Source organism: Streptomyces sp. NPDC002265, from assembly GCF_040296125.1.
In the GTDB taxonomy this organism is placed as follows: domain Bacteria; phylum Actinomycetota; class Actinomycetes; order Streptomycetales; family Streptomycetaceae; genus Streptomyces.
In genome coordinates, this window is sequence record NZ_JBEOWS010000048.1 from 1 (window position 1) to 26608 (window position 26608).

Annotated in this window: 27 protein-coding genes and 2 tRNA genes; 14 read left to right on the plus strand and 15 right to left on the minus strand. The window is 72.6% G+C overall.

Features of this window, described 5'->3' with window-relative positions; all coding sequences use genetic code 11:
• Positions 1–294 precede the first annotated feature (294 nt).
• Positions 295–368, minus strand: a tRNA-Pro gene (locus ABT085_RS11660).
• A gap of 100 nt (positions 369–468) precedes the next feature.
• Between ABT085_RS11660 and ABT085_RS11665 the strand changes: the two genes are divergently transcribed.
• The 3 genes from ABT085_RS11665 to ABT085_RS11675 all read left to right on the plus strand — a co-directional run bounded on the left by ABT085_RS11665 (position 469) and on the right by ABT085_RS11675 (position 2481).
• Positions 469–987, plus strand: coding sequence for a DUF309 domain-containing protein (locus ABT085_RS11665; protein WP_351604840.1), 519 nt, complete (start codon positions 469–471; stop codon positions 985–987).
• Positions 988–1034: 47 nt separating this feature from the next.
• Positions 1035–1808 (plus strand): precorrin-6A synthase (deacetylating), encoded by a 774-nt coding sequence (gene cobF, locus ABT085_RS11670; RefSeq protein ID WP_351604843.1) that lies wholly within the window; start codon positions 1035–1037, stop codon positions 1806–1808.
• A gap of 274 nt (positions 1809–2082) precedes the next feature.
• Positions 2083–2481, plus strand: a complete 399-nt coding sequence (locus tag ABT085_RS11675) for a hypothetical protein (protein WP_351604846.1) — start codon at positions 2083–2085, stop codon at positions 2479–2481.
• Here the strand turns inward: ABT085_RS11675 and ABT085_RS11680 are convergent.
• On the minus strand, positions 2393–3169 hold the full coding sequence (locus ABT085_RS11680; RefSeq protein ID WP_351604849.1) for a cobalt-precorrin-6A reductase: 777 nt from the start codon (positions 3167–3169) through the stop codon (positions 2393–2395). The genes ABT085_RS11675 and ABT085_RS11680 overlap by 89 nt on opposite strands.
• A gap of 119 nt (positions 3170–3288) precedes the next feature.
• Here ABT085_RS11680 and ABT085_RS11685 point away from each other — a divergent pair, with 119 nt between their 5' ends.
• Positions 3289–4077: an HAD-IIA family hydrolase gene (locus ABT085_RS11685; protein WP_351604851.1), complete on the plus strand. Its 789-nt coding sequence runs from the start codon at positions 3289–3291 to the stop codon at positions 4075–4077.
• A gap of 30 nt (positions 4078–4107) precedes the next feature.
• Here ABT085_RS11685 and ABT085_RS11690 read toward each other — a convergent pair whose 3' ends face one another.
• Together ABT085_RS11690 and ABT085_RS11695 are read right to left on the minus strand one after the other, a co-directional pair.
• Positions 4108–4917, minus strand: a complete 810-nt coding sequence (locus ABT085_RS11690; protein ID WP_351604853.1) for a sulfite exporter TauE/SafE family protein — start codon at positions 4915–4917, stop codon at positions 4108–4110.
• Positions 4918–5090: 173 nt separating this feature from the next.
• Entirely contained in the window at positions 5091–6278 is a 1188-nt protein-coding gene (locus ABT085_RS11695) for a thiolase family protein (RefSeq protein WP_351604856.1), read from the minus strand.
• A gap of 182 nt (positions 6279–6460) precedes the next feature.
• On the opposite strand from ABT085_RS11695, the gene ABT085_RS11700 reads away from it, so the two are divergent.
• Positions 6461–7270, plus strand: a complete 810-nt coding sequence (locus ABT085_RS11700; protein WP_351604859.1) for an alpha/beta fold hydrolase — start codon at positions 6461–6463, stop codon at positions 7268–7270.
• 204 nt (positions 7271–7474) lie between these two features.
• On the opposite strand, the gene ABT085_RS11705 is transcribed toward ABT085_RS11700, so the two are convergent.
• Entirely contained in the window at positions 7475–8719 is a 1245-nt protein-coding gene (locus ABT085_RS11705) for an amidohydrolase (RefSeq protein ID WP_351604862.1), read from the minus strand.
• A gap of 65 nt (positions 8720–8784) precedes the next feature.
• Complete coding sequence (locus ABT085_RS11710; RefSeq protein WP_351604865.1) at positions 8785–9669, minus strand: Cof-type HAD-IIB family hydrolase; 885 nt, start codon at positions 9667–9669, stop codon at positions 8785–8787.
• A gap of 415 nt (positions 9670–10084) precedes the next feature.
• On the opposite strand from ABT085_RS11710, the gene ABT085_RS11715 reads away from it, so the two are divergent.
• Genes ABT085_RS11715 through ABT085_RS11725 form a run of 3 tightly spaced genes read left to right on the plus strand, consistent with a single transcriptional unit; the run spans position 10085 to position 13196 of the window.
• Entirely contained in the window at positions 10085–11488 is a 1404-nt protein-coding gene (locus ABT085_RS11715; protein WP_351604867.1) for a type I glutamate--ammonia ligase, read from the plus strand.
• Between the two features lies 1 nt (position 11489).
• The gene (locus ABT085_RS11720; RefSeq protein ID WP_351604869.1) at positions 11490–12641 is read left to right on the plus strand and encodes an amidohydrolase family protein; all 1152 of its coding nucleotides are present in this window, start codon (positions 11490–11492) and stop codon (positions 12639–12641) included.
• 24 nt (positions 12642–12665) lie between these two features.
• A complete protein-coding gene (locus ABT085_RS11725; protein ID WP_162469045.1) occupies positions 12666–13196 on the plus strand; it encodes an NUDIX hydrolase family protein in 531 nt (176 codons plus the stop codon).
• A 112-nt stretch (positions 13197–13308) separates the two neighbouring features.
• On the opposite strand, the gene ABT085_RS11730 is transcribed toward ABT085_RS11725, so the two are convergent.
• Complete coding sequence (locus tag ABT085_RS11730; protein ID WP_351604872.1) at positions 13309–15135, minus strand: ABC transporter ATP-binding protein; 1827 nt, start codon at positions 15133–15135, stop codon at positions 13309–13311.
• Between the two features lie 625 nt (positions 15136–15760).
• Here ABT085_RS11730 and ABT085_RS11740 point away from each other — a divergent pair.
• The 3 genes from ABT085_RS11740 (at position 15761) to ABT085_RS11750 (ending at position 17819) form a co-directional block, all read left to right on the plus strand.
• Complete coding sequence (locus tag ABT085_RS11740; RefSeq protein WP_351604875.1) at positions 15761–16384, plus strand: DUF6230 family protein; 624 nt, start codon at positions 15761–15763, stop codon at positions 16382–16384.
• Positions 16385–16468: 84 nt separating this feature from the next.
• Entirely contained in the window at positions 16469–16954 is a 486-nt protein-coding gene (locus ABT085_RS11745; RefSeq protein WP_351604878.1) for a DUF6114 domain-containing protein, read from the plus strand.
• Between the two features lie 328 nt (positions 16955–17282).
• The gene (locus tag ABT085_RS11750; RefSeq protein ID WP_351604880.1) at positions 17283–17819 is read left to right on the plus strand and encodes a hypothetical protein; all 537 of its coding nucleotides are present in this window, start codon (positions 17283–17285) and stop codon (positions 17817–17819) included.
• Positions 17820–17952: 133 nt separating this feature from the next.
• On the opposite strand, the gene ABT085_RS11755 is transcribed toward ABT085_RS11750, so the two are convergent.
• Positions 17953–19302 carry a serine hydrolase domain-containing protein gene (locus ABT085_RS11755; protein ID WP_351604883.1) on the minus strand — a complete coding sequence of 450 codons (1350 nt, stop codon included), beginning with the start codon at positions 19300–19302 and terminating at the stop codon, positions 17953–17955.
• 597 nt (positions 19303–19899) lie between these two features.
• The gene (locus ABT085_RS11760; protein ID WP_351604886.1) at positions 19900–20055 is read right to left on the minus strand and encodes a hypothetical protein; all 156 of its coding nucleotides are present in this window, start codon (positions 20053–20055) and stop codon (positions 19900–19902) included.
• 128 nt (positions 20056–20183) lie between these two features.
• Between ABT085_RS11760 and ABT085_RS11765 the strand changes: the two genes are divergently transcribed.
• Positions 20184–20381, plus strand: coding sequence for a hypothetical protein (locus ABT085_RS11765; RefSeq protein ID WP_351604888.1), 198 nt, complete (start codon positions 20184–20186; stop codon positions 20379–20381).
• A gap of 166 nt (positions 20382–20547) precedes the next feature.
• Here the strand turns inward: ABT085_RS11765 and ABT085_RS11770 are convergent.
• Positions 20548–20621: transfer RNA gene (locus ABT085_RS11770), tRNA-Pro, on the minus strand.
• A 139-nt stretch (positions 20622–20760) separates the two neighbouring features.
• On the opposite strand from ABT085_RS11770, the gene ABT085_RS11775 reads away from it, so the two are divergent.
• Both ABT085_RS11775 and ABT085_RS11780 read left to right on the plus strand, forming a co-directional pair.
• A complete protein-coding gene (locus tag ABT085_RS11775; protein ID WP_351604891.1) occupies positions 20761–21468 on the plus strand; it encodes a thiamine pyrophosphate-binding protein in 708 nt (235 codons plus the stop codon).
• A 43-nt stretch (positions 21469–21511) separates the two neighbouring features.
• The gene (locus tag ABT085_RS11780) at positions 21512–22432 is read left to right on the plus strand and encodes a transketolase family protein (protein WP_351604893.1); all 921 of its coding nucleotides are present in this window, start codon (positions 21512–21514) and stop codon (positions 22430–22432) included.
• Between the two features lie 21 nt (positions 22433–22453).
• Here ABT085_RS11780 and ABT085_RS11785 read toward each other — a convergent pair whose 3' ends face one another.
• The 5 genes from ABT085_RS11785 to ABT085_RS11805 form a co-directional block, all read right to left on the minus strand.
• The gene (locus ABT085_RS11785) at positions 22454–23827 is read right to left on the minus strand and encodes an MFS transporter (RefSeq protein WP_351604896.1); all 1374 of its coding nucleotides are present in this window, start codon (positions 23825–23827) and stop codon (positions 22454–22456) included.
• Positions 23828–23953: 126 nt separating this feature from the next.
• Positions 23954–24310: an MmcQ/YjbR family DNA-binding protein gene (locus ABT085_RS11790; protein ID WP_351604899.1), complete on the minus strand. Its 357-nt coding sequence runs from the start codon at positions 24308–24310 to the stop codon at positions 23954–23956.
• A 30-nt stretch (positions 24311–24340) separates the two neighbouring features.
• A complete protein-coding gene (locus tag ABT085_RS11795) occupies positions 24341–24880 on the minus strand; it encodes a GNAT family N-acetyltransferase (protein WP_351604902.1) in 540 nt (179 codons plus the stop codon).
• Positions 24877–25476: a helix-turn-helix domain-containing protein gene (locus tag ABT085_RS11800; RefSeq protein ID WP_351604943.1), complete on the minus strand. Its 600-nt coding sequence runs from the start codon at positions 25474–25476 to the stop codon at positions 24877–24879. Before ABT085_RS11800 ends, ABT085_RS11795 begins: the two co-directional genes overlap by 4 nt.
• 165 nt (positions 25477–25641) lie before the next feature.
• Entirely contained in the window at positions 25642–26544 is a 903-nt protein-coding gene (locus tag ABT085_RS11805; protein ID WP_351604905.1) for a LysR family transcriptional regulator, read from the minus strand.
• Positions 26545–26608 lie beyond the last annotated feature (64 nt).

Below are 26608 nucleotides of genomic sequence, written 5' to 3' on the forward strand. Positions count from 1 at the left end.
GGACACGGACCCACCCTCCGAGCTCCAGGCCCTGATCGACGCGGTCACCACCGGACACGGCATCGACCTCTACCGCCGGATTTAACGAACTACCGGTAACCGCCTACGGTGCGCGTCACCGTCTGCCTCAAAGTTCCGGTCCACTGGTACTCCAAGTGCTGCGCGCACCGCGCTCGCTGCCGAGTCCGCTTGTCGTGACCCGCTGACGTCGGTCAAAGACGCCGGTCTCCGAGAATGATCAAGGGCCGGTTTCGGATGTCTCCGAAACCGGCCTTGATGTACGACCGTCTCCAGTCGGGACGACAGGATTTGAACCTGCGACCCCTTGACCCCCAGTCAAGTGCGCTACCAAGCTGCGCCACGTCCCGATGCGGTTCCCGCGGCGAACCGCGTGATCACGCGGTCCGTACTTTACCCCACCGCGGGGGCTGCGCCGAAGGGGACGCCCGGCGCGGGACAATCGGTGGCATGAGCAGCACATCGGACGCGGGCGGAGTACGGGACCGGGACAGCGAGGGGCGGGCCCGCAGTGCCCGGCCCCGCGACGGCCTCGGGCGGCCGCTGCCCTACGGCGCGGCGGGCGTGGAGCGCCAGCCCGAGGGTGTCCTGCGCACCCCCGAGCAGACCGTCGCCGAGGCGCAGGCGCTGCTGGACGACGGGAAGCCGTTCCACGCGCACGAGGTCTTCGAGGACGCCTGGAAGTCCGGCCCCGACCGGGAGCGGGCCCTGTGGCGCGGGCTGGCCCAGCTCGCGGTGGGGCTCACGCACGCGGCCCGGGGCAACGCCACCGGCGGGGCACGGCTGCTGCGGCGCGGGGCGGGGGCCGTGGAGGAGTGGGCGGCGGACTCCGGAGCCCGGCCGTACGGGCTGGACCTGCCGGGGCTGAGCGGCTGGGCGCGGGAGCTGGCGGGCGAGGTGGAGGGCGGCCGGGGCGAGGTGGACGCGCGGGAGCGGGCGCCTCGGCTGCGGGGGCGCACTGCCGGGTGATCCGACCCACACCGCCCGGTGCCGGTGCCGTACGGCAGACTCGGGGCGTGCGAAGGATTCATGTCATCGGTATCGGCGCGGGCGACCCCGACCAGCTGACCCTCCAGGCGGTCAGGGCGCTGCAAAGCACGGACGTCTTCTTCATCCTCGACAAGGGCGAGGTGAAGAGCGACCTGACACAGCTGCGCCGGGACATCCTCGACGCGCACCTGCCGCAGGGGACGTACCGCCTGGTGCAGGCGCGCGACCCGGAGCGGGACCGTACCGCGGGCGGTGGCGCGTACTCCCCGGCCGTCGGCGACTGGCGCAGTGCCCGCGCCGGGATCTACGAGCGGCTGATAGCCGAGGAGCTGGGCGAGGACGCCAGTGGCGCGTTCCTGGTCTGGGGCGATCCCGCGCTGTACGACAGCACGATCGGCATCCTGGAGGAGGTGCTCGGCCGGGGCGAGGTCGCCTTCGAGTACGAGGTGGTGCCGGGCATCAGCAGTGTCTCGGCGCTGGTCGCCCGGCACCGTACGGGGCTGAACCGGGTGGCGCGCCCGGTGCAGATCACCACGGGGCGGCGGCTGGCCGAGGGGTTCCCGCAGGACGTGGACGACGTGGTCGTGATGCTCGACGCGCACCAGACCTTCCGGCAGTACGCGGACCAGGACATGGACATCTACTGGGGCGCCTACATCGGCACCCCGGACGAGATCCTCGCCTCGGGCCCGATCGCCGAGGCCGCCCCACGCATCGAACGGCTGCGGGCGGAGGCACGCGAGCGCAAGGGCTGGATCATGGACACCTATCTGCTGCGCCGCAATCCCGACGCGCGGTAGGCACCCGCCCACGGCACTCGGCAGCCCCGGCGCCCGGGTGCCTCGGACCGCAGGTGACCGGCACCCGGAAGCCACGGGCCGCGGGCCGAAATCCGGGTGCCGGGTGCGGCAGCGGTCGCCATACTCGGGGCATGTCCCCGACCCCCGTCCGCTTCCACGATCCCGGTGTCACCGACGACCACTTCAGGTTGTGGGCGCTGGTGCGCTGTCCGCGCTGCGAGCGGGTCGCCCACTTCGAGTGGCGGACGGGCGCCGCCGCGGACGGGCAGGGCCGGTGCCGTTCGCAGCAGCGGGTGGTGTGCCGGTGTCCTGCGGCCTGTCGCGGGTCTCGGGCCCGGGAGGCGGCTGGATCCGGCCGGCTCTGTGGCTGGAGACCACCACCCGGCACGGCACGATCTGGGCGTACAACCTCGAACACCTCGACCTGCTCCGGCGGTTCGTGGCCGCGTCGCTGAGGGAGCGGGTGCCCTGGTACGAGCACGGGCGGAAGATGACGTACGTGGCCCGGCTGCCCGCCTGGATCAAGAGCGCCAAGAACCGGGACGAGGTGCTGCGCGCCATCGACCGGCTGCGGGCCTCGGTGGTCAGCGCGGACCCGGGTCCGGCCGGTCGAGGTCCGGCCGGTCGAGGCCCAGCCGGTCGAGGACCCCGGCGACATCGGGCACCGGCGTAACGCCCTCGGGCAGCGCGGGCCGTCGTACGACCACCACCGGCAGCCTCAGCTCACGGGCGGCCGTGAGCTTGGCCTCCGTGGCCGCTCCCCCGCTGTCCTTCGTCACGAGCACGTCGATCCGGTGCGCGCGCAGCAGCCGGGACTCCTCGGCCAGGGTGAACGGTCCGCGCGCCGACAGCACGACCGTGTCCGGTGGCATCGGCGGCTCGGGCGGCTCCACCGACCGTACGACGAAGTGGAGTTCCGTCAGTCGCGCGAAGGCCGCGAGGCCCAGTCGCCCGGTGGTCAGCAGGACCCGTCGGCCGATCCCGGGCAGCAGGTCCGCGGCCGCCTCCAGGGAGTCGACGGGGTGCCAGCGGTCCTCCGGGCCGGGCCGCCAGCCCGGGCGGCGCAGCACGACCAGCGGCAGCCCGGTGGCCGCGGTGGCGCGGGCCGCGTGAGCGGTGATGCCGGCGGCGAAGGGATGGGTGGCGTCGGCCACGGCGTCCACCCGGTGCTCGCGCAGCCAGTCGGCGAGTCCCTCCGCCCCGCCGAACCCCCCGATCCGTACGTCTCCTTCGAGCGCCGCCGGACGGGACACTCGTCCGGCGAGGGAGGTGGTCACCCGTACCCCGGGGCGCGCCGCGAGGTCGGCGGCGAGGAGGCGGGCCTCGGTGGTACCGCCGAGGACCAGGATGTGCGTGGACATGGCGACGAGCCTACGGGGCCGCCGGTCCGCCTATCCGGCAGGCGGGCGTCCCGGTAAGTGGTCCGCCGGGTGGGTGGTGTCCGCGGGCCCTGGGCGGCCGCGGTCGCTATCGTCCCCCCATGGAGTCAGTGCGTGCCGTCCTGGTCGACATCGACGGTGTGCTCACCGTGTCGTGGCAGCCGCTGCCGGGCGCGGTCGAGGCGCTGCGCAGGATCCGCGAGGCTGGCCTCGGGGTCGTGCTGGTGACCAACACGACCTCCCGGACCCGGGCGTCGATCGCGGCCGTCCTCGGGGACGCGGGGTTCCCGGTCACCGCCGAGGACGTGCTCACCGCGCCCGCCGCCACCGCCGCCCATCTCGCCGAACGGTCGCCGGGTGCCCGCTGCGCGCTGCTGAACTGCGGGGAGATCGGGGAGGACCTCACGGGCGTCACGGTGCTCGACGACGGTGACACCGGCACGGTGCCGGACGTGGTGATCGTCGGGGGTGCGGGTCCCGGCTTCGACTACGCCGCCCTGAACCGGGCGTTCGCCCATCTCCAGCAGGGGGCGCGACTGGTCGCCATGCACCGCAATCTGTACTGGCGGACGGACCAGGGGCTGCAACTGGACTCCGGGGCGTTCCTGCTGGGGCTGGAGGCTGCGGCGCGGACGGAGGCCGAGGTCACCGGGAAGCCGTCGCACGCGTTCTTCGAGGCCGCGCTGGCCCGGCTCGGCGCCGCTCCCGGCGAGGCGCTGATGGTGGGCGACGACATCGAGTCGGACGTACTGGCGGCCCAGCGCGCCGGTCTGACCGGGGTCCTGGTGCGGACCGGCAAGTACCTTCCGGAGACCCACCGGGACGCGAGCGGCACCCCGGACCATGTGATCGACTCGTTCGCGGACCTGCCCGGCCTGCTGGGGCTGTAGCCGCCGGACGGCGGGCCGGGACAGCGCCGTCTATCGCAGCAGGAGCTGTACGCCGCCCACGACCGTCGCGGCGATCACCAGCCGTTCGAACAGCCGCTGGTTGATCCTTTTCGCGGCCCAGGTGCCGAACACCGCGCCGGGCACGACGAACACCGCGAGCGCCGCGTCCAGGAGCAGGGAGCGGCCGTCGATCAGGCCGAGGCCCACGCTGAAGGGCACCTTGCCGACGTTCACGATCAGGAAGAAGAAGGCCGAGGTGCCCAGGAAGCCCAGCTTCCGGAAGCCTGCCGACAGCAGGTACAGCGACATCACCGGGCCGCCCGCGTTGGCGACCATGGTCGTGAAGCCGCCGAGCACTCCGTACGAGCGGGCCTTGAGCCGGCCCGCCCGGCCGGTGACCGCGTCCGGTTCGTCCCGCCCGTCCGCTGCCTCCGCTGCGTCCGTCGCCTCCGCCACGTCGGACCTGCGGCGCCGCCACACCGTCACCCCGGCCATCAGCAGCAGGATCGCGCCGATCGAGGTCCGTACCGCGCCGTCGTCGGCCCACTCCAGGAACAGGGTGCCGAGGACCACGCCCGCCACCACCGCCGGGAACAGTTTCAGCAGCGTGGGCCAGTGGGCGTGCCGCCGATAGGTGCGGACGGCGAGCAGGTCGCCGACGATCAGGACCGGCAGCAGCACGCCGGTGGAGGCGCGGGCGGGCAGCACCGCCGCGAAGATCGCGAGGCTGACCGTGTTGGCCCCGCTGACGGCCGTCTTCGAGAAGCCGACCAGCAGCGCCGCGAAGGCGAGGGCGGCGAACTCCCAGCCGGATATGTGCCAGAGCGTCATCGTGTTCATGCGGAGGCCGATGCTATGCGCACGCAACCCGTACCCGTAAGCGCGGCCTCAGGCGTGAGTACCGTCCCACACGCCAGCACCGTCTCACACGTCAGCACCGACCCAGCGGGCACCGCACCGCCGGACGCCCACCGGGCGCCGCACCGCCGGACGCCGCCCGGCCGGACGTCGCGTCAGTGGCGCTCGACCAGTACCGCGCTGCCCTGTCCGACCCCGACGCACATGGTGGCCAGGCCGCGCTGTGCCCCGGTGCGGCGCATCCGGTGGAGCAGGGTGGTGAGGATGCGGGCGCCGGAGCAGCCGAGCGGGTGGCCGAGGGCGATGGCGCCGCCGGTGGGGTTGACGAGCTCGGGGTCGATGCCGAGTTCGTCGACGCAGGCGAGGGCCTGGGCGGCGAACGCCTCGTTGAACTCGGCCTCCTGGAGGTCGCCGATCGACCAGCCGGCCCGGGCGAGCACCTTGCGGGTGGCGGGGACCGGCCCGATGCCCATCACATCGGGGTGGACTCCCGCCGAGCCGCCCGCCACATAGCGGCCGAGCGACTCCAGGCCGAGCTCCTCCAGTGCCTCCTCGCTGACCAGGAGCAGGCCCGCGGCGCCGTCGTTCATGGGTGAGGCGTTGCCTGCGGTGACCGTGCCGCCCTTGCGGAAGACGGGCTTGAGTCCGGCCAGCCGCTCGTAGGAGGTGTCCTCGCGGATGCATTCGTCGGCGTCGACGACCACGCCGTCCGCCCGCCGCACCGGCAGGAGTTCGTCGTCGAAGTGGCCGTTCTTGCGGGCCTCGGCGGCGAGCCGGTGGCTGCGCAGGGCGAACTCGTCCTGCCGCTCGCGCGGGACGCCGTACCGTTCGGCCACCTCCTCCGCCGTCTCGCCCATCGACAGCAGGCCGTGCAGGTCCTTCATCGCGGGGTTGACCAGGCGCCAGCCGAGCCGGGTGTCGACGGTCTCGATACGGTGGGGCAGGGCCTCGTCGGGGCGCGGCAGCACGAAGGGGGCCCGGCTCATCGACTCGGAGCCGCCCGCGAGGACGATCTCGGCCTCGCCCGCGGCGATGGTGCGGGCCGCGGTGGTGACGGCCTCCAGGCCGGAGGCGCACAGCCGGTTCACGGTGGCGCCCGGCACGGACTCGGGCAGGCCGGCGAGCAGGGCGGCCATCCGGGCGACATTGCGGTTGTCCTCACCGGCCTGGTTGGCGGCACCCCAGTAGACGTCGTCGATGCGGGCCGGGTCGAGCGCGGGCACGTCGGCGACCAGCCCGCGGATCACGGTCGCGGCGAGGTCGTCGGGCCGTACGGCGGACAGGGAGCCGCGCAGCTTGCCGATGGGGGTGCGGCGGGCGGCCGCGAAGTGGACGGGGCGCACGACAGGACTCCTGACCGTCATCGCCGGGCCGACGGGCCGGACCGCCGGGTATCCGACTGACGGGCACCGGGGCCGACACCGGGCATCGACTTAATTAGCACTGCTAGTTTTAGATGATAGACCGCCGCCCGGCCACCTGGGAAGATCCTCCCGAGATCTTCGCCGACCCGACCGGAGGAGTCATGGCCGACACCCGCGAGCACGTCCTCGACGGCACCCGGGGCAGGATCGTCGCCCGCGAGTGGCCGCACGAGCGGCCGCGGTACCTCGCGCTCCTGGTGCACGGCTACGGCGAGCACATCGGCCGGTACGAGGGCGTGGCCGCGGCTCTCGTGGCGCACGGCGCGGCCGTCTTCGGGCCCGACCACCAGGGGCACGGCAGGTCGGCGGGCGAGCGTGTGCTGATCGAGGACTTCGAGGACGTCGTCGACGACGTGCGGGCCGTGGCCGCACTGGCCGCGGCCGCCTACCCGGACCTGCCCCTGGTCGTGGTGGGGCACTCCATGGGCGGTCTGATCGCCGCCCGGTACGCGCAGCGCCACGGGGACACGGTCGCCGCACTGGTGCTGTCCGGGCCGGTCATCGGGGCGTGGCGGACGCCGGGCCTGCTGCTCGCCCACGACGAGATCCCGGACGTCCCCGTCAGCCCGGCCGCGCTCTCCCGCGACCCGGCCGTCGGCGTGGCGTACGCGGCGGATCCCCTGGTCTGGCACGGCCCGATGAAACGGCCGACGCTGGAGGCGTTCGTACGGACCCTGGAGACCGTCGCGAAGGGCGGAGACGTCGGCCGGCTGCCGCTGCTGTGGCTGCACGGCACCGACGACCGGCTCGTCCCGCTCGTCGGCAGCCGGATCGGGGTCGAGCGACTCAGCGGCGTGAACCGGGTCGAGCGGATGTACCCGGGCGCCCGGCACGAGGTGTTCCACGAGACGAACCGGGCCGAGGTGCTCACGGACCTCGTCCACTTCCTGGACGGCGCGCTCACCGGCTGACGGCCCCCGGCTGCTCCCAGGCAGCGCGCTCACCGCCTGACGGCCCCCGGCTGTTCCCAGGCGGCGCGCTCACCGCCTGACGTGCCCCGGCCGACCCCGACCGGCACACCCCGCGTCCGCCACGGCGCGGTCGGCCCAACGCACCGCCCGCAACCCCGGCGCGGTCGGCGCCACGCACCGCCCGCGACCACGGCGCAGCCGGCGTCAGGTGCCGAGCCGGCTCAGTGCGGCCGACACCAGTGTCCGTACGCCGGGTACCAGCACCGAAGGGTCGGGAGCGAACAGCGGGCTGTGGTTGCCCGGCACCTCGGCGATCTTCGCGGCGAGGTCCTCCCCGGGCGCCGCCTCCCACACGTCGGCCGGGGTCGAGGTCACGAACCAGTAGTCGTACGGCACTCCGGGCGGCGCCAGCAGGGAGAAGTCCTCACTGCCCATCGCCGGGCCGAAGTCGAACACCATGGCCTCGCCGAAGAGTTCACGGTGGACGGCCGCGATCTCCGCGTCGAGGGCGGCGTCGTTGACGGTGTTCGGGTAGCCGGCCCGGACCGTGATCCCGGGCGGCCGCGGGCAGCCCGCCGCCGCGCATTCGCCCTCGGCGATGCGCCGCACGGCCGCGAGGATCCGCTCGCGCACCACCGGGTCCTGGGTGCGCAGGTTCAGCGCGAGCCGGGCCTCGGCGGGGATGATGTTGCGCTTCGTGCCGGCGTGGAACATGCCGACCGTCAGGACGGCCGGGTCCTTCGCGGCGATCTCCCGGGAGACGACCGTCTGGAGCCGGGTGACGACGTACGCGGCGGTCACCACAGGGTCGACCGTGGACTCGGGGCGCGAGCCGTGCCCGCCGACCCCGTGCACGACGATGTCGACGTCGTCGGAGGCGGACATGATCAGGCCCGGGGTGTGGGAGTAGAAACCGGCCAGGCCCGGCGCGACGTGCTGGCCGAGCAGGACGTCGGGGCGCGGGAAGCGTTCGTGCAGCCCGTCGGCGACCATCGCGCCCGCCCCGCCGCCGGACTCCTCGGCGGGCTGTCCCACCACGACCAGCGTGCCCGACCAGGTCTCCCGGGCGGCCGCGAGCGCCTCGGCGGCGCCCACCAGCCAGGTGATGTGCAGGTCGTGGCCGCAGGCGTGCATCACGCCGTCGACGGTGGAGGCGTAATCGAGACCGGTGGCCTCCTGCACGGGCAGCGCGTCCATGTCGCCGCGCAGCCACACCACCGGTCCGTCCCCGTTGGCGAGGACGCCGACGACACCGGTGCCGGCGACGCCTTCCGTCACCGTGTACCCGGCCGCCCGCAGCCGCCGGGCGAGCCGGTCTGCGGTGCGATGCTCCTTGAAGGACAGTTCGGGGTGCCGGTGCAGGTCCCGGTAGAAGTCCTCCAGTTCACCGGACTTCAGCCCGGAGGTCAGGTCCTGGGCGAGGCGGGCGACGGCGGCCGGTTCGGTCATGCTGCTCTGCTCCCTCGGGTCGCGGGTCCAGGAGCTCACCTTGGCACAGGACCGGTGCCCCGCGGCTACGAAGCCGGCTCGCCCTTTACCGGGAGGTCCAGCATCCGTACGACGGTGCGCAGGACGCCGTTGTCGTTGTTGGAGGGGGCCAGGTGCCGGGCACGGCGCACCACCTCGGGGTGGGCGTTGGACATGGCGAACGACCACTCGGCGGTGTCCAGCATCTCCAGGTCGTTGAGGTAGTCCCCGAACACCATGGTCTGCGCGGGCGTGATGCCCAGGTCGCGCTGGAGCCGGCGGACGGCGGCGCCCTTGTCGGCGGTGCGGTTCATCACGTCGACCCAGTGCTCGCCGGAGACCACGACCTGGTGGGAGCGGGCGAACGGCTCCAGCGCGGGTGCGACGGTGCGCTCGGCCGACCCGAAGGCGAACAGGGCCACCTTGATGATGTCGTCGTCGACGGCGGTGACGTCCTCGACGATGCGGTGCTCCAGGTAGTACCGGCGCACCTCGGCCAGGAACGCCTCGTCGGCCCGCTCGACGTAGGCGGCCCTCTTGCCGCACAGGATCGCGCCCATGTCGACGCCGTCGGCCACGAGCCGGCGCGCGGTGTGTGCGATCCCGTGGGCGACGGCGGGATCCAGCGGGTCGGAGCTGAGCTCGACGCCGTCACGGACGACGTACGTGCCGTTCTCCGCTATGAACACCATGCCCTCGGCCACCTCGGCGAACTCCCGCGCCAGGGTGGCGTACTGGCGGCCGCTGGCCGGGCTGAACAGCACGCCCCGCTCGCGCAGCAGCGCCAGCACCTCCCACAGCCCGTCCGGCACGCGCTTGTCGTCGTCCAGGAGCGTGCCGTCCATGTCGGTGACGACGAGCCGGATGTCCGCACGGGCCTCGCCGGCCGGGTGCTCGGTGGGTATGTCGAGGGGCGCGCGGGAGTACGGCATGTCCTGGCTTTCCACTGTGGGGGGAATTGTCCTCCATCCTACCGGGGCACCCTCCAGGGCCGTCCCGCCCCCTGGACAGAGCACCGCCCGGCGGATTCCCGGGACAGGCCGATTTCCGGGACAGGCCGATTTCCGGGACAGGCCGATTTCCGGGACAGGCCGATCATCGGACGGCACAATGGCGGGAGTGTCCACCGATGCGCCTTTTCCCGGTGATCCCCGAGGGGGCCCGCGCGGACCGCGGCCTCCGGGGCGGGCCGGCCCGCAGGACCGGATGCGCCGCCCCGCTCGCGGTGGCACGCCGGCCCCGACTCCCCGGACGCGGTACCGCAGTTCCGCGCGGTGGCCGTGAAACCCTGACGCGAGACGCTGACGTGAGACACCGAGCCGGCCGAGTCCGTCGAGGAGGACGTCCATGACCACCCTTGCCGATCCCGTCCCCGGCGGGCGTCCCGGTGACGTCGAGCGGGCCACCGCGCTCGCGGCCGAGCTGACCGGGCGGGGCGTGCACGGTGTCGTGCTGGCCTACGTCGACACCGCGGGCATCACCCGGGTGAAGACGGTCCCGACCGCGAAGCTGGCCTCCGCGACGGCCTGGGGCGTCGGGATGTCACCGGTGTTCGACACCTTCCTGGCCGACGACCGCATCGTCACCACCGACGTCCTCGGCTCCCCGGACGGCGATCTGCGCCTCTACCCCGACCTCGACCGGCTGGTCGTGCTGGCCGCGCAGTCCGGCTGGGCGTGGGCCCCGGTGGACCGGATCACCCAGGACGGCGAACGGCATCCGGGGTGCAGCCGTACGCTGCTGCGCCGGACCGTGGCCCGCGCCGAGCGGGACAGCGGGCTCACCTTCCGGGCGGCCGTCGAGATCGAGTGGGCGGTCGGCCTGGGCACGGAGCCCGACGGGGAGTTCCGGCCCGCGGTGTCGGGCCCGGCCTACGGCGCCGTCCGGCAGGTGGAGCTGAGCGACTTCACCGCCGAACTGCTGGCGGCGTTCGCGGCGCAGGGCGTGGAGGTCGACCAACTCCATCCCGAGTACGCGGCGGGGCAGTTCGAGGTCTCCGTGGGCGCGCTCGACCCGGTGGCGGCCGCCGACCGCAGTGTGCTGGTGCGGCAGACGATCCGGGCGGTGGCCCAACGGCACGCGCTGCGGGTCTCCTTCGCCCCGGCGGTCCTCGCCGAGGGCGTCGGCAACGGCGGCCATGTCCATCTGTCCGCCTGGCGCGACGGGGTCAACCTGCACTCCGGCGGCGACCGCAGACACGGCATGACGGCCGACGCGGAGGCGTTCGCGGCCGGACTGCTCGCCCGGCTCCCGGCCCTCACCGCGGTCACCGCGCCGAGCCCGGTGAGCTATCTGCGCCTCAAACCGTCCCAGTGGGCAGGGGTGTTCACCGCCTGGGGCCTGGAGACACGGGAGGCGGCGCTGCGCGTCGTCAGGGGGACGGCGGGACAGCGCGCCCGGAGCGCCAACCTGGAGATCAAGCCCGTGGACCTGGCCGCCAACCCCTATCTCGCCCTCGCCGCCCTGATCGCCGCCGGGCTCGACGGTACGGCGGTGGGCGCAGAGCTGCCCGAGGAGATCACCGGGGACCCGGCCGGGCTCGGCGCCGAGGAGGCGGCCGCCCGGGGCGTGCGCCGGCTGCCGGTGTCGCTGGCGGAGGCGGTCGCCGAGTTCCGCAAGGACGAGGTGCTGCGCACGGCCCTGGGCCCGGTCCTGGCCGACGCGGTGATCGCCGTACGCGAGGGGGAGATCGCGGCCGCCGAGGGGCTGGACGACGCACGGCTGGCCGCCGCCTACCGCTGGAAGTACTGACGTGGACGGCCGCACCGGCCCGGTGCACGAGGCGCTCGCCGCGCTGCCCCTGACGGACCATCACTGTCACGGGGTGCTCACCGGCACTCCGGCCGCCGGGGACTTCGAGTCGCTGCTCACCGAGGGCGATGCCTGGCCCGGCAGCGGGATCTCGCCCTTCGACACGCCGGCCGGTGTCGCCGTACGACGCCACTGCGCACCCCTGCTGGACCTGCCCCGGCACGTCGGTGCCGAGGAGTACCTGCGCCGGCGCGGCGAACTCGGCGCGCCGGAGGTGAACCGCCGGTTCCTGGCCGCTGCGCACACGGACGTGTTCTGCGTGGACACCGGCTTCGCCCCGCCCCCCCTCACCACCCCGGCCGAGCTCGCCGCGGCCGCCGGGGCGGGCGCGGTGGCGTACGAGGTGGTCCGGCTGGAGAGCGTCGCCGAGGCGGTGGTGGCCGGCGGCGTGGAGCCGGACGGGTACGCGCAGGCGTTCCGGTCGGCCGTGGAGGCGGCCGTGCGGCGGCCGGGCGTGGTGGCGGTGAAGTCGGTGGCCGCCTACCGCACGGGCTTCGACCTGGACCCGGCGCGGCCCACGGCGGCGGAAGTCACCGCCGCGGCCCGCCGCTTCACGGCGGACGGCGGACGGCTGGCCGATCCGGTCCTGATGCGTCATCTGCTGTGGACCGCCGTCGACCTCGGTCTCCCGCTCCAACTGCACACCGGTTTCGGCGACAACGACATCCGCCTGCACCGGGTGGATCCCAGCCTGCTCACCGACTGGCTCCATCAGGTGGCAGGCACGATCCCGGTACTGCTGCTGCACTGCTGGCCCTACCAGCGTCAGGCCGGCTATCTGGCGGCCGTGTTCGAGCAGGTGTACCTGGACGTGGGGCTCACCCTCCACCATGTCGGCCCGCTGCGGGCGCGCGCGGTGCTGGAGGAGGCGCTGGAGCTCACTCCCGCGCGCAAACTCCTGTACAGCTCGGACGCTTATGGTGTGGCCGAGTTCTACTGGCTGGGCGCGCTGGCGTTCCGCCGGGGGCTGGCCGAACTGCTCCAGGCCCGGGTGGACGCCGACGAACTGAGCCTGCCCGACGCGCTGCGGTTCGCGCGGTGGGCGGGAGCCGACAACGCCCGCCGGGTCTACCGGTTTTCCGACGGCCACTGAAAGTATGATCAAGCAATGTCTGACATGACCGAAACCACGCCCGGTTGGCTGAGTTCCGACGACCTCGAACAGGCGCGTGCCCGCATGCCGATCCTGTACGTCGAGGCCGTGCCCGTCCGCGTCGACGACAACGGAGAGGTCGTCAGCATCGGACTGCTGCTGGGCATCGGCCCGGACGGCACGGTCAGCCGGACCCTGGTGTCCGGCCGGGTGCTGCACCACGAGCGCCTGCGGGACGCCCTGCTGCGTCATCTGGAGAAGGACCTGGGCCCGGTGGCCCTGCCTCGGGTCCCGGTGTCGATGCAGCCGTTCACCGTCGCCGAGTACTTCCCGACGCACGGTGTCACGCCGTATCACGACCCGCGCCAGCACGCGGTGTCCCTCGCCTACATCGTCCCGGTGACCGGCGACTGCCGGCCTCGCCAGGACGCCCTGGACCTGGTCTGGTTCAGCCCGCAGGAGGCGGCGTCGCCCGCGGTGCAGAGCGAGATGCCGGGCGGCCACGGCTTCCTGCTGCGGCAGGCGCTCGCGCACGTGGGTCTGTCGGCGTCCTGACCGCGACGCCGCCCGTCCCGGCCCGCCGGGACGGGCGAGGAACCTGCCCCGGGCGGCCGGGATGGGTGCGCGCGGTGTCCCGGGCGGCCGGGTCGGTGCGCGCGGTGTCCGGTCAGTGCAGGTCGGCGGGTGCGGGGCCGGTGGGCGTGGGGCCGGCGTCGAGGAAGCCGCCGGACTGGTGCTGCCAGAGTTTCGCGTAGGCGCCCTGCGACGCGAGCAGCTCCTGGTGGGTGCCCTGCTCGACGATGCGTCCGCGGTCGAGGACGACGAGCCGGTCCATCGACGCGACCGTGCTCAGCCGGTGCGCCACCACCAGCGCCGTACGCCCCTCCATGAGCTGCCACAGCGCCTCCTGGACGAGGATCTCGCTCTCGGAGTCCAGGGCGCTGGTCGCCTCGTCGAGGAGCAGGATCGGGGCGTCGCGCAGGATGGCGCGCGCGAGGGCGACGCGCTGGCGCTGTCCCCCGGACAGCTTGACCCCGCGCTCGCCCACCATGGTGTCGAAGCCGTCCACCAGGGCGTCGGCGAACTCCGTGACGTGCGCCGCCTCGGCCGCGCGGCGGATCTCGGCGTCGGTGGCGTCCGGCCTGGCGAAGGCGATGTTGTCGCGCAGCGAGCGGTGGAACATCGCGGGGTCCTGCGGTACGTAGGCGATCAGGCCGCGCAGGTCGGCCTGGCGCAGCCTGCTGATGTCCTGACCCCCGATCAGGATCCGGCCCGCGTCGATGTCCGTCATCCGCAGCAGCAGCCGGGTCAGGGTGGTCTTGCCCCCGCCGGACCGGCCGACGAGACCGAGCCTCGTCCCGTTGGGCACGCACAGGTCGAGGCCCTCGAAGAGCGGCGCCGCGCCGCGGTGTCCGAAGGTGACCTTCTCGAAGTGCACGTCGGCGGGCCGGGCCGCCAGGGGTTCCGGTGTCTGCGGGTCGAGCACGGTCGGCGGGGTGAGCAGCAGTTCGGTGAACTGCGCGGCCTCGGTCAGCGAGCTCTCCAGGCGGCGGTAGATCTGATTGAAGTCGAACATGATGCGGGTGGCGTTTGAGTAGTAGGTGAAGGTGACGACGACCGTCTCCACGTCGTGCCCGCCGCCGAGCGCGACCGCGAGCAGCAGGCCCAGCGCGTTGGTCAGCACGGACATCGGCGCGACCAGCGTGTCGATGCGCAGGTTGCCGTAGTCCCAGGAACGCAGGGTGAGCCGCCTCGACTCCGCGACACGGGAGCGGTGTTCGGCGGCCTCGCGCTCCTCGGCGGCGAACGCCCGGACCGTGTCCATGTTCATCAGGCTGTCGGCGACATGGCCCGAGACCCGGGCGCTCGCCTCCTCGCGCAGGTCGACGAGCCGCTGGCGGCGGCGGATCAGCGGGACCACGCACAGCGCCGTCGTCGCGATCATCGCCAGGAGCCCGACGACGAGCAGCGGTTCGTAGCGCCACAGCACCACCGACCCGAAGAGCAGGGGCACGAAGCTCCCCATGACCTGGAAGGTCATGGTGTCGACGAACTCCTCGAAGCGGGAGGCGAAGCTCAGCACCCGCTTGGTCAGCGACCCGGCGAAGTTGTCGTGGAAGAACGCGGCGTCCTTGGCGAACAGTTCACCCATGCCGACGATGTACAGGTGCTCGATGCCGAGCGCGTCGAGGCGGTTGAGACAGTGCAGGCCGATGCGCCACAGCGTCTCCGCGAACAGCAGGACGCCGCCGAAGGCGAGCACGTACGGCAGCGTCGAACCGATGCCGACGCCCCCGTCACCGGCGATCCGCCCGACGAGCCTGGCGACGACCAGCGGCGCGATGTAGTTGAGGCCGATGTTGCCCAGCGCCGGAAGCAGCATCCCGGGCACCGCCAGCCGCCGGAGCCGGAGCGTCTCCCTTGCGTAGTGGCGAAGGGCGAGGAGCACCGGGCCCCTGCCCGGCCTGGCCTTGCGCGATTCGGGCGATCCCATGCCATCCTCGTGAGGTCCGGTCGGGCTGGTCAGGACTCGCAGTGTCCCGCGACGGACACGAACGGTCCAAGGGGTTTTTTCCGGACAAGGACGACTGACGGACGACTGACGCCCTGCGCACGCCTTGTGCCGTTTCGCCTGGTCCGGAAGGTACCCTCTCCGAGCCTGGCGGCCGGACCGGTCGACGCGTTCACCGGGCTCGATCGGATCTCGCCGCTGGACGGTTCTTCACCACCGCGTCGAGCTCCAGGCCGAGGACCTGTTCGCCGTTCTGGTTGACCAACTCGCCGTGAATCCGCGCCATCGCATTCCTCGCGCGAGGTGACACCCGATCGACACCAGACACCTCCATCGAAGAGGACAGCCTTCGCCGAAGCAGCGCGGACGGCCTCGTCGAGGGTCGGTGGGAGTGCGGCCGACACGTCGACGGCCTCGCTGATGCAGCGGTAGACCGTGCTCGTCCCGACCCCGATGGGAGCACCAGAAGTCGAGTCACCCGTACGGCAGGCCCGGCGTGCAGCGGCCCGGCCGGACCTGAAGCCTAGGATCCGACACTGGACTCAGCAGGACACCACCCACCCTTGACGCGTGTGGTCGGCCCCTTCCCACGACCGAGGGAGTCGCGATGTCGCACGGCTTCGGCAGAACCCGGTGGCGGCGCTTCGCGGTGGTCCTGCTGCCCAGCGTCGGGGTCTGCACGGCCCTCGGCATCGCCATGGCCCAAGGGGCACTCGCCGCCTCGTTCCTCATCTCCGGCCAGCGTTTCCAGGTCACGGCGGACAAGCTGACCGTCCGCGGCCTGAGCATCTACCCCATGGTCGACGTGTCGAAGAAGCACGACCTCGTCCCCGTCCTGGTCACCGGATTCCGGCACGCGGAGATCAGCGGCCTGTGTCAGGCGGCCGTACTCGACCTCCCAGTGGTGGGCACCCACACCCTGACCCTGACCGGCAGCGACGAGCGCCCGACGGAAGCCACGAACATGTTCCTCGACACAACGTTCGAGGCGGCCGGCCAGGCGAACTTCAGGAACATCGACATCGGCATCGCGCAGGGTGAGATCACCAAGGGCCCGGTCGATCCGGGCGACCGGAGCTCACGCTTCTTCGACCCCAGCGGCTTCGGACAGCAAGCCTCGTCGGCCACCCTGACCGACGTCAGCGTGACCTCGGTCGCGCTCTCCGCCGCCACCTTCGACGTGCCCGGCCTGCGCGTACGGTTCGATCGCGGCCACCGCGACTGCCCCTGACCCCGGGCCCGCCCCGGCACGCCTTCGCCCCCCCCGGTACCTCGCACGGTTGCCGTCCGCGACCTCACCCCCGATCAGGACTCGATGTTGATCCCCCGTTTCCTCGCCGGACGCCCCGGCCTCCGCGCCACCGCGGCCCACTCCCGGCTCAGGTTCCGCGCCTGGCGTGGCGAACGACCCTTCTGGGCCGGGCTGTTCACCATCAACGCGGGCCCGCCCATCCTCTACTGGCCCTACGCGCACCTCGACCTGGGCGGCATCCCACTCGCCCTGTCGACCACGTCCGGCGCCGGATCCTTGATCATCGGAACCCTGCTCATGGCCCTCGGCCTCAGCCTCTGGCTCCGCCCTCACCAACGGGTGTTCGCCGGTCTCGCCACCCTCCTGCTCGCTCTCGTCTCCTTCCCCGTCGCGAACCTCGGCGGCCTGTTCCTCGGACTGTTCTCCGGCCTCATCGGCGGCTCCCTGGCCCTCGCGTGGCTCCCGCCGGATCCCACCGAGCCGGCCACTGCAACTGTCAGCCACACGCCCGTGAGCGCCACGGCAGGAGACAACACCTTTGACACCTGACGGCCACCGCGTACCGCCCACCACCGCCCTCGGCACTCACCGTCCGGCCAGCCCTGCTCCGGCCGCTCCCCTGCGGCTCGGCCGTGTCCCGCAGCCCCTCGCCTGCGTACTGGCGGCAGTTGTGGTACCCCTGGCTCTGCACCTGCCCACGTCCCGTCCCTCCGGCTCTCCCTCCCCTGTCAGCAGCGCGAACACGTCCGCGGCACCGACGTCGCCCGCCGTCCCCCCGCCGACGGCACCGAGCGGAACGGCAACCCCTGCGAACACTCTCCTGGGCGCCGTCACCGCTCCGTCGTCGCTCCCCACTCCCAGGGCGGCGCCGGTAGACGTGATTCCACCGTCCGTCGGCACCGGGCGAGCCATCAAGGCCGTGGCACCGGGCGCCCCACTGCCGGTCCGCCTCGCGAACGCCTCCTGGAAGCTACGCGCCACCCGGCTCGTGCTGCGAACCCTCACCTTCCGCGGTGTCGTCACCGTACGCGGCAGGTCGGGATCCGTCCGGATGCTGCGCTTCACGGCACGGTCGGTGGACGCCGTCGGCCTCGACGTGACCGTACGCCAGGGCGGCACGACACTGCGACTGCGCGCCAGGGAAGCCGCCACATCCACCCTCAAAGGCCGCGGCAACGGTGTGGTGACCCTCTACCTCCGTGAACTGACCGGCACCGTCGCGGCGCGCGCCGGTACCCCGCTACCGCCCCGCGGCGCCGTCACCGTCACACCCGACGCCATCCCGAGCTGGCTCACGAATCAACCTGCACCCGCCCGGACGCTCACCCTGACCGGTGCGACCGCCTCACACCTCACAGCGTGCGACGCCGATCTCACCGTGCCAGGACCCCAAATCCGTGTTGGCGTGCGGTAACCCACGAACCCGGCAACCTCCACGACTTCCCCGCCGTCCTCGCCGAACCCGCCGTGGTCAGCGACGGCGCGCGCGTCAGCTACTGGGCCAGCACCGAGGGCCTGGCCCTGCGCCCGATGACGGACTGACGAGGTCATCGGGCGCCCGCGCCGATGACCTCCTTGACCAGGGCCACCTCGCTGGGCTCGTCGTCGGCGTCGGGAGTGAATCCCATGCGTACGACGACGAGGTCCTGCGACGGGACGACGATGACCTTCTGGCCGTCGTGTCCCGAGGCGTAGTAGGTGTCTTTGGGCAGCTCGGGCCAGCGCATGCTGCCGTCGGGCAGTACGTTGACGCGCCACGTCATGCCGTAACCGGGGTCGTCCGTCTTGTCGACGGGCTCGACCTCGAGCGAGCGCTTCATCCAGTCCTCGGGCAACAGCTGCTTGCCGTGCCACTTGCCGTTCTGCAACGCGAACTGGCCGATCGTGGCCCAGTCACGAGGTGTGGCCCACAAGTACGAGGAGCACACCGGCGTGCCCGCGGCGTCCGGTTCGAGCACGGCCGAGGAGAGACCGAGGGCGCGGAACAGCGTCTGCCGCGGGAGGTCGGCACCGAGCCCGGTGCGTTGCGCGAGGACCGAGCAGAGCAGGGTTGTCGAGCCGCTCGAATACTCCTGAACGGTGCCTGGCTTGTGCTCGGCCGGACGGCCGGCCACGTAGGCGCCCATGTCGGACTCGCCGTAGAGCATCTGCGTGATGGGCGTGCCGAGGTCATAGGTCTCGTCCCATTCCAGACCGCTCGTCATCCGCAGTAGCTGCTCGACGGTGATGTCCGCACGGCCGTCCTTCTTCCACTCGGGACGCAGCCCGTGGTCGTCGAGCGTGACCTTGCCCTGCTGCACGAGCATGCCGGTGATCAAGGCTGTAGCACTCTTCGACATCGACCAGCCGAGCTGCGGGGTCGTGGCGTCGAACCCCTTGGCGTAGCGCTCGGCGACGAGCTTGCCGTCCTTCACCACGACGACCGCCCGGGTGCCGAGCGCGGCGGCGTCCGAGGCCGACAGCCCCTTGCCGAAGGCGCGCGCGAGCGCGGCGTCCAGCTTCGCCGACGACTTGGGCGCCGGGGCGTGCGTGAAGGGATTGCCGTCGGCCGAGACAGTCGAGGCCGGGCCGAGCCGGGGGCGCTCGTCAGCAAGCGTGCAGCCGAACCCCTTGGTGTACCAGGCCTTCTGCTTTGCGAGCACGCCCAGCAGCGAGCCGGTGGTCTCGGCGGACCCGTCGGAGCCGTACCGCAGATAGGACTTGATCGGGTTCGCGGGCAGGTCGCTCGCTGCGTCGAGGCGGCCACCGATCTCGGTGACCGCGCAGTCGTTGTGCGCCGCGTAACCGGTGCCGGTGAGGATCATGGGCCGCTGCCACCGGTAGACACCGGTACCGACGGCGGTCGCCACGACCACAAGAACGGCGGCGACGACAAGTATTCGACGGAGTATGCGCACAGCCGGAAGCTAACAGCCCCGGCTACCAAGCGGTAGCCTCCGGAGCCCCACAAAACACGAGGTCAGCCCCCCTCTGTCCATCCCTCGAGAGCGTAGAGACTTCGTTACGCACATTGCCTCGTGATGCTCGTCGTTGAGCGGGCCTCCCGCATGTCCTGTCCGAAGGTGACGGGCGGGTGCCCGCCGGCGGCGCCGTGACGGCGCCTCGTGTTGTAGAAGTCCGCGATCCAGGTGCCGATCTTCATTCGTGCCTGTGGGGCTCGTTCATTCATCACTGCTCGTCAAGACCCTCCGGCTCCAGCGCGCCGTTCTGGGATCATCCGGAGATGATCGCCTCGCTCTACAAGCACGAGGACGTCATCACCCACTACACCAAGGCAGCCACCGCGGCCGGCTGGCAGTTCGAGCACGACCCGTTCCCCGACGCAGCGCCCGCCGCCGTCGAAGGGGCGTGCTGGACCAGGACCGAAAAGGGGCGGCACCTGCTCCTCGACGTGGACTTCCGCACCGAGGCCTACCCACCCGCACCTGACGTGGGCACGGGGATCGCCTACGAGGTGTCGATCGGCACCACGACGGCGAGGCCACCTGCCGGCATCAGGGGTAGACGGGGCCCTTCTTCTTGCGCGCGAGGATGTCCTCCACCAGCGCCTTGAGGTTCTTGATCGGCCGCTCCTCGGTGTCTGAGGAGACCAAGCTGTCGTCCTTGCCGCTGGCGTTGACGACCCGGCGGAACCGGGTGCCGCCGGGCACCTCGTCAAAGGTGTCCAGGAGGGGCCCTGTTGCGATCGTGGGTGCTGTGCACTCAGTACTTTTCGGTCTGACCTTTGTCAGGTTCAGCGGGAACGCCACGACGCGCCACGGAGTGCCGTACTCCCCCCGTGTCCTGGACCGGTACGACGGCTTCTCCTTCAATCAGGCACTACAACGGGCACCGCCCCCACCAGTCCCGGCAGCAACTGCCCCCGGACAGCGCCGAACCGGCCACCCCGGCCACCGTCACCGACCTCCAGGCCCACCGGATCCGGCAACAACGCCTCCTCGGCGGCCTGATCAACCAGTACGAGAGAACCGCCTGACCAAACGGCCTCGCCGCAGCTCGCAGCACCGAATCGTATTTTCGAGCGGCACAGGACAGTGGGAGCGTGCTCCCGCTTCCCCACCCCCACCCGGGAGCGGGCCGGAAACAGAAAAGAGGCCGTTCGAAAACGGCCTCTCACCTGCGACGTTCGATCGATCGAACAGTCGGGACGACAGGATTTGAACCTGCGACCCCTTGACCCCCAGTCAAGTGCGCTACCAAGCTGCGCCACGTCCCGGTGCCTTCTGACCTGGGGTTTCCCCTGGCCGAACACGCAGGAAAACAATACCGCACTCCGGTCGATGGTCGCGCACCCCTTTTATCCGGGTCCGGCTCCGCTTGACCTCAAGTTTGGTCGAGGTTGAAGGATCGTCCGTATGACGACCACCACGGAAGAAGACCGGACGTACGGCTACGCGGACCTGCCCCGGCTCATGGGGCTGATGACGGGCGACGAGAAGCACGGCCCGGCCGCGACCTCCACGCTGGACGTGCTGTGGGTGCTCTACGACCGGGTGCTGCGGGTCGGCCCCCACAGCGCGCGGGACCCCGAGCGGGACCGGTTCCTGCTGTCCAAGGGCCACGGGCCGATGGCGTACTACGCGGTGCTGGCCGCCAAGGGCTTCCTGCCGGCGGACCTGCTGGCCGGGTTCGGCTCGTACGACTCGCCGCTCGGCCACCATCCCGACCGGGTGCTGGTCCCGGGGGCCGAGATCGGCAGCGGGTCGCTGGGGCACGGTCTGCCGCTCGCCGTCGGTACGGCGCTGGGGCTGCGCGCGCAGGGGCTCGACGACCCCCGGGTGTGGGTCCTGGTGGGGGATGCCGAACTGGACGAGGGCAGCAACCACGAGGCGATCGCGTTCGCCGGGCCAGCCGGGCTCGACCGGCTGCACACGGTCGTCGTCGACAACGCCTCCGCCACCCATGCCCGGCCGGGCGGGATCGCCGCGCGGTTCGAGGCGGCCGGCTGGTCCACGGCGACCGTCGACGGCCGCGACCACGCGGCGCTGTACGAGGCGTTCACCGCCGCCCATCCGGGACGCCCGCGAGCCGTGGTGGCCCGGGTCGAACCGAAGTACCTCTGAACCGCAGCCCCTCACCTCGCCCAGGAAAGGAACCGAGGCACCCATGGACACCATGCGCGACCGCTTCGCCCCCGTCGTCTCCCGGCTGCTCGACGAGGATCCGCGGGTCGCGGTCGTCCTCGCCGAGATCGGCACGGACGGCTTCGCGGCGGCGGCCCGTCGACACCCGGACCGGGTGATCAACGTGGGCATCCGGGAACAGCTGCTGATCGGCGCGGGCGCCGGTCTGGCGCTGACCGGCCTGCGCCCGGTGCTGCACACGTTCGCCAGCTTCCTCGTCGAGCGCCCCTTCGAGCAGATCAAGCTGGACCTCGGGCACCAGGACGTCGGCGCGGTGCTGGTGAGCGCCGCCGCGTCCTTCGACTGGCCCGCGGGCGGGTACACCCACATGGCTCCCGGCGACGTGGCGCTGCTGGACACCCTGGACGGCTGGACCGTGCACGTGCCGGGACACCCCGACGAGGCCGAGACCCTGCTGCGGCACGCCGTGGCCGCGGACGACGACAAGGTGTACGTACGGCTGTCCGTGCAGGCCAACGCCCGGGCCCTGCCGGTCGACGGGCGGCGGGCGCACACCGTGCGTGAGGGCCGCCGGGGTGTGGTCGTCGCCGTCGGGCCCATGCTCGACGCCGTGCTGACCGCCACCGAGGGCCTCGACGTCACCGTGCTGTACGCCGCGACCGTACGGCCCTTCGACGCGGCCGCGCTGCGGCGGGCCGCCGAGGGGGCGGCGGCGGAGGTGGTCCTGGTCGAACCGTATCTGGCGGGCACCTCGACGGCGGCCGCCAACGACGCCCTGGCCGATGTGTCCCACCGGGTCCTGGGCCTGGGCGTGGGCCGACGGGAGCTGCGGCGCTACGGGACCATGGCGGAGCACGTTGCCGCGCACGGACTGGACCCGCACTCGCTCCGGGAGCGGATCACCGGCTTCCTGGCCGGCGGACGGGCGGCGGTACGCGGCTGAGCCGCGGTGCCCGGGCGCCGGTCAGCCGCACTCGGGGCGTACGGGGGCGCGGTCGGCCGGTGCGGGCGCCGACGTCTGCCTCGTCGCGGGGGCGTCGGCACGGATCAGACCGCGGATCGCGGGGACCGCGAGCAGGGCCACGGGGACGACGAGGCTGACCGCAGCGGAGACCAGCAGCACCCGGCCCGCCCCGAGCAGCGACGCCGCGGGGCCGGCCAGCGCCTGCCCGACGGGCATCATGGCGAGCGAGCCGGCGACGTCGTACGCGTGGATGCGGTTGAGGACGTCGGACGGGACCTGGGTCTGCACACTGGTCGCCCACATCACGCCCCAGAAGGACATGCCCGCCCCGGCGACGGCGGCGCAGGCCGCCATGGCCGGTATCCCGAGACCGGAGCCGACCGCCCACGGGAACGCGGCGAAGCCGAACAGGGCGAGCGCACCGGCCCGCAGCATCCGGCGGGGGCGCAGCCGCAGGGCGAGGAGTCCGCCGACGACCGTACCGGCGCCGAGGGCGGAGTTGACCAGGCCGTAGGCGCGCGGGCCGTGCTGCTGCACCACCTCCGTCGCCACCAGCGGCACGGTCGGACCCCATACCGCGACCATGTACAGGCACCAGACGGCGATCACGCCCCACAGCCAGGTGCGGGCCCGGAACTCCCGCCAGCCCTCGACCAGATCGCTCCTGAAGCCGGCGGTGGACGTCTGGGACCGCGCGGCGGCGGCCGGGGTGAGCGGGGGCAGGCGGAGCAGCAGCAGGCACAGGGCGCTGACCGCGTAGGTGGCGGCGTGGACGGCGAACACCGCGCCCGGCGAGGCGAAGCCGACGAGCAGTCCGGCCAGGGCCGGGCCGGCGAGCTGGGCGGCGGACTCGGCGACGCGTATGGCGCCGTTCGCGCCCTGGACGTCGGCGGCCAGCCGGGGCACGGTGCTGGCGACACCGGGCTGGAACACGGCGGCGGCCACGCCGTTGACGAAGCCGATCAGGCAGATCTCCCAGAGCACCACATGGCCGGTGAAGAACAGGCAGGCGGCCAGGGCCTGGGTGCCCAGGCGCACCAGATCGGCGCCGATCATGAGGCTACGGGTGTCGAAGCGGTCGGCGAAGACCCCGCCGAACACGACCAGCCCGGCGAAGGCGGCGGCCGTCGCTGCCATGGCGAGGCCGACCGCGCCGGCGCCGTACCCGTGCTGGAGCAGGCCCGCGGCGAGGGCGACCGGCAGCATGGTGTCGCCCAGCCGGGCGACGGCACGGCCGACGAAGAACAGGGCGAAGTCCCGCGACCGGAACAGCCCCTTCCGGCCCCCCGGCGATGTCTTGCCGTACCCCCGCACGGCCGTCTCGCTCGCCCCTGTCGCCCCTGTCGTCTCTTCCGACGGCGGTGTCCCGGTCATCCGCTGCTGCACCCTCCCCGACGACCTACGGGTGCCGCGGGACTTGGCCCATCCGGGCCGGTTCCGCCCCGCCCCCGCTTCCGCCGACGGATCATGCCACGCGGCACCGGCGACGCCCACGGGTTTTCAGTCGGTGGGACGCCCGAGGTCCGGGTGCTCCTCCAGCAGCCGGGAAGACGCGGCCTGGCGCCAGGAGTCGGCGAGGATGTCCCGCAGCTCCTCCTCGTCCTCCAGCGCGGACAGCCGGGTCCGCACCCAGGCGAACTGCGCCTCGTGGCCGGCGATCCAGAACTTCCCGGGCTCGGCCAGGACCAGTTCCTCGCGCTCCTCCTTCGGGCAGCGCACGGCCATGGAGGTCTCGTCCTCGGGCAGCGTGGCGAACATCTTCCCCGCGACCCGGAAGGTGGGCATGTTCCAGGCGGTCTTCTCCGTGGTGTCCGGCAGGGAGAGGGCGATACGGCGTACGTCTTCGGCATCCGGCATGAGTGGCACCGTAGCCGCTGCCACCGACAGTCAGCCCGCGTGGAGCGTTGCACCCACGTGCTTGTAGTAGAGGGTGGTCGGCCGCAGCACCCCGTCCGGACTCGCCGCGTAGTCGGGGATCACCCCTGCCCTGGTCCAGCCCGCGGAGCGGTAGAGGCGTTCGGCGGGGCTGTCGGTCTCCGTGTCGAGGTGCAGCAGGGTGATGCCGGCTTCGGCGGCCGCCTGCTCGGCGGTGGCGAGCAGGGCGCGCCCGAGACCCCGGCCGCGGGCGTCCCGGTGCACCATCAGTTTCACGAGTTCGGCGCGGTGCCGGCTGTTGGGCTTGTCGGCGAAGGCCAGGGTGACGGTGCCGAGCACGCGCCCCGCGTCCCGTGCCACCCACACCGCGAGCTGTCCGGAGGCGACCGCCTCGGCCCGCCCGCGCCACCAGGCGATCGCGTCCGTACGGTCGAGCGGTGCCAGGAAGCCGATCGAGGCGCCGCCGTGCACGGTGTCGGCGAGCAGGCCGGCCAGCTCCGGGACGGCGGCGAGCAGCCGGGGTGCGTCGAGCCGGGTCGTGGTCGCGGTCACGGCAGCACCACCGCCAGCACGTACCGCACGTCCGCGTCCTGGGGGCACCGGAACCGCGTCGGCCCCCACACCCGCAGCCGCAGACAGTCACCGGCGTCGAGCCGGTGGACCACGTCCTGGGCGGTCACCTCCAGGGTCCCTTCGAGCACCCAGATGTGCTGTTCCAGGCCGGGCACGGGCGGCCGGTCGTAGGCGATGTCGGCGCCCGCCGTGAGGCGTCCCTCGACCAGTTCACCGCGCAGTCCGGCCTGCGGCGGCGACACGGACCGCCGTACGAACCCGGAGGCCCGGTCCTCCCACACCGGTTGCTCGGCCGCCCGCACGAGCCCGGCGGGCTCCGCCTCCACCTCGCTGAGCAGCTGGGACATGGTCCGCCCGTAGGCGGCGCACAGTCGGTTGAGCTGCGCGGCGGTGGGGCTGATCTCGGCCCGCTCGGCGCGGGACAGGGTGGAGCGGCTGACCCCGCTGCGCTCCGCCGCCTCCCCCAGCGACCACCCGCGCCCGGCACGCAGCTCGGCCAGCCGAGCACCGAGCCGGATGTCCAGTCGGTCGTCGGGGCGGGCATCGACGTCGCGCCCGTCACCCGGTCCGGTCACGTCCAGTTCCTGTTTCACACCGGGAAGCGTATCCCAGATCAGAGAATCAATCCCAAATTCGGGACGGAAGATCGCGTAAACCTGGGCCGCAAATTACGACGATCAATCACAGAACGGGATGAAGTTCCAAAGACGGCCCCAGCCACCACCGGGCCGCGCCCGGCTTCAGTGCCGGGCGGCTTCGGCCAGCGCGTCCAGCACCGGCCGGATGAGCGGATGCCCCTCGGCTCCTCTGCGTACGGCCGCGAAGACCCGGCGGGTAGGGGCCACCCCGTCGACCGGGCGGACGACCACACCGCTCAGGTCCATGCCGCGCAGCGCCGACCGGGGCACCAGGGCCACACCGGCGTCGGCCGAGGCCAGCGCCACCACCGCGCGGAAGTCGTCCGAGGAGTGCTCGAGGCGGGGCTGGAAACCGGCGTTCTCGCAGGCCATGACGACCACGTCATGGCAGGGGTTGCCGGGGTAGGGGCCGATCCAGGGGTCCTTGGCCAGCTCGGCGAGCGGGACCTCGACGGTGTCGGCGAGCCGGTGGGCGACCGGGACGACCGCGTCGAAGGGCTCGGCGTACAGCGGGACATGGGTCAGCCGCGGGTCGTCGGCCGACGGGGCCCCGCGGTACTCGACCGCCACGGCGACGTCCACCTGCCGGTCCAGCACCATCGGGAGGCTGGCGTCGCCCTCCGCGTCCTGGACCCGGATGCGGATGCCGGGCGCCGAGACGGCGAGCCGGGCCACCGCGGGCGCGACGACCTGGGCGATGCCGGTGGCGAAGGCCGCGACGGTGACCGTGCCGGCCTCGCCCGAACCGTAGGCGGCGAGTTCCGCCTCCGCGCGCTCCAGCTGGGCGAGCACCGCGTTGGTGTGGCCGAGCAGGATCTCGCCGGCCTGGGTCAGCCGTACCCCTTTCGCGCTCCGCTCGACCAGGCGGTGGCCGGTCTCCTGCTCCAGCGCGGTGAGCTGCTGGGAGACCGCGGAGGGGGTGAGGTACAGCGCGGCGGCCGCCGCCGTGACCGTACGGTGGTCGGCCACCGCACGGAGGATGTGGAGCCGCCGCGCTTCGATCATGGGACCGATTCTCTCAAACGGAACGAGGTTTCCCGTTCCGCCTGATCGGCCTCGGTCCCGGTGC

Excerpts from the sequence above, each read along its gene's own strand:
- ABT085_RS11710 (WP_351604865.1), bottom strand. The coding sequence starts at position 9,669 with ATGCCGTACTCCCGCGCGCCCCTCGACATACCCACCGAGCACCCGGCC.
- ABT085_RS11745 (WP_351604878.1), top strand. The coding sequence starts at position 16,469 with ATGTTGATCCCCCGTTTCCTCGCCGGACGCCCCGGCCTCCGCGCCACC.
- ABT085_RS11705 (WP_351604862.1), bottom strand. The coding sequence starts at position 8,719 with ATGACCGAACCGGCCGCCGTCGCCCGCCTCGCCCAGGACCTGACCTCC.
- ABT085_RS11730 (WP_351604872.1), bottom strand. The coding sequence starts at position 15,135 with ATGGGATCGCCCGAATCGCGCAAGGCCAGGCCGGGCAGGGGCCCGGTG.
- ABT085_RS11700 (WP_351604859.1), top strand. The coding sequence starts at position 6,461 with ATGGCCGACACCCGCGAGCACGTCCTCGACGGCACCCGGGGCAGGATC.
- ABT085_RS11805 (WP_351604905.1), bottom strand. The coding sequence starts at position 26,544 with ATGATCGAAGCGCGGCGGCTCCACATCCTCCGTGCGGTGGCCGACCAC.
- ABT085_RS11680 (WP_351604849.1), bottom strand. The coding sequence starts at position 3,169 with ATGTCCACGCACATCCTGGTCCTCGGCGGTACCACCGAGGCCCGCCTC.
- ABT085_RS11785 (WP_351604896.1), bottom strand. The coding sequence starts at position 23,827 with ATGACCGGGACACCGCCGTCGGAAGAGACGACAGGGGCGACAGGGGCG.
- ABT085_RS11790 (WP_351604899.1), bottom strand. The coding sequence starts at position 24,310 with ATGCCGGATGCCGAAGACGTACGCCGTATCGCCCTCTCCCTGCCGGAC.
- ABT085_RS11685 (WP_351604851.1), top strand. The coding sequence starts at position 3,289 with ATGGAGTCAGTGCGTGCCGTCCTGGTCGACATCGACGGTGTGCTCACC.
- ABT085_RS11725 (WP_162469045.1), top strand. The coding sequence starts at position 12,666 with ATGACCGAAACCACGCCCGGTTGGCTGAGTTCCGACGACCTCGAACAG.
- ABT085_RS11780 (WP_351604893.1), top strand. The coding sequence starts at position 21,512 with ATGGACACCATGCGCGACCGCTTCGCCCCCGTCGTCTCCCGGCTGCTC.
- ABT085_RS11775 (WP_351604891.1), top strand. The coding sequence starts at position 20,761 with ATGACGACCACCACGGAAGAAGACCGGACGTACGGCTACGCGGACCTG.
- ABT085_RS11665 (WP_351604840.1), top strand. The coding sequence starts at position 469 with ATGAGCAGCACATCGGACGCGGGCGGAGTACGGGACCGGGACAGCGAG.
- ABT085_RS11715 (WP_351604867.1), top strand. The coding sequence starts at position 10,085 with ATGACCACCCTTGCCGATCCCGTCCCCGGCGGGCGTCCCGGTGACGTC.
- ABT085_RS11740 (WP_351604875.1), top strand. The coding sequence starts at position 15,761 with ATGTCGCACGGCTTCGGCAGAACCCGGTGGCGGCGCTTCGCGGTGGTC.
- ABT085_RS11690 (WP_351604853.1), bottom strand. The coding sequence starts at position 4,917 with ATGAACACGATGACGCTCTGGCACATATCCGGCTGGGAGTTCGCCGCC.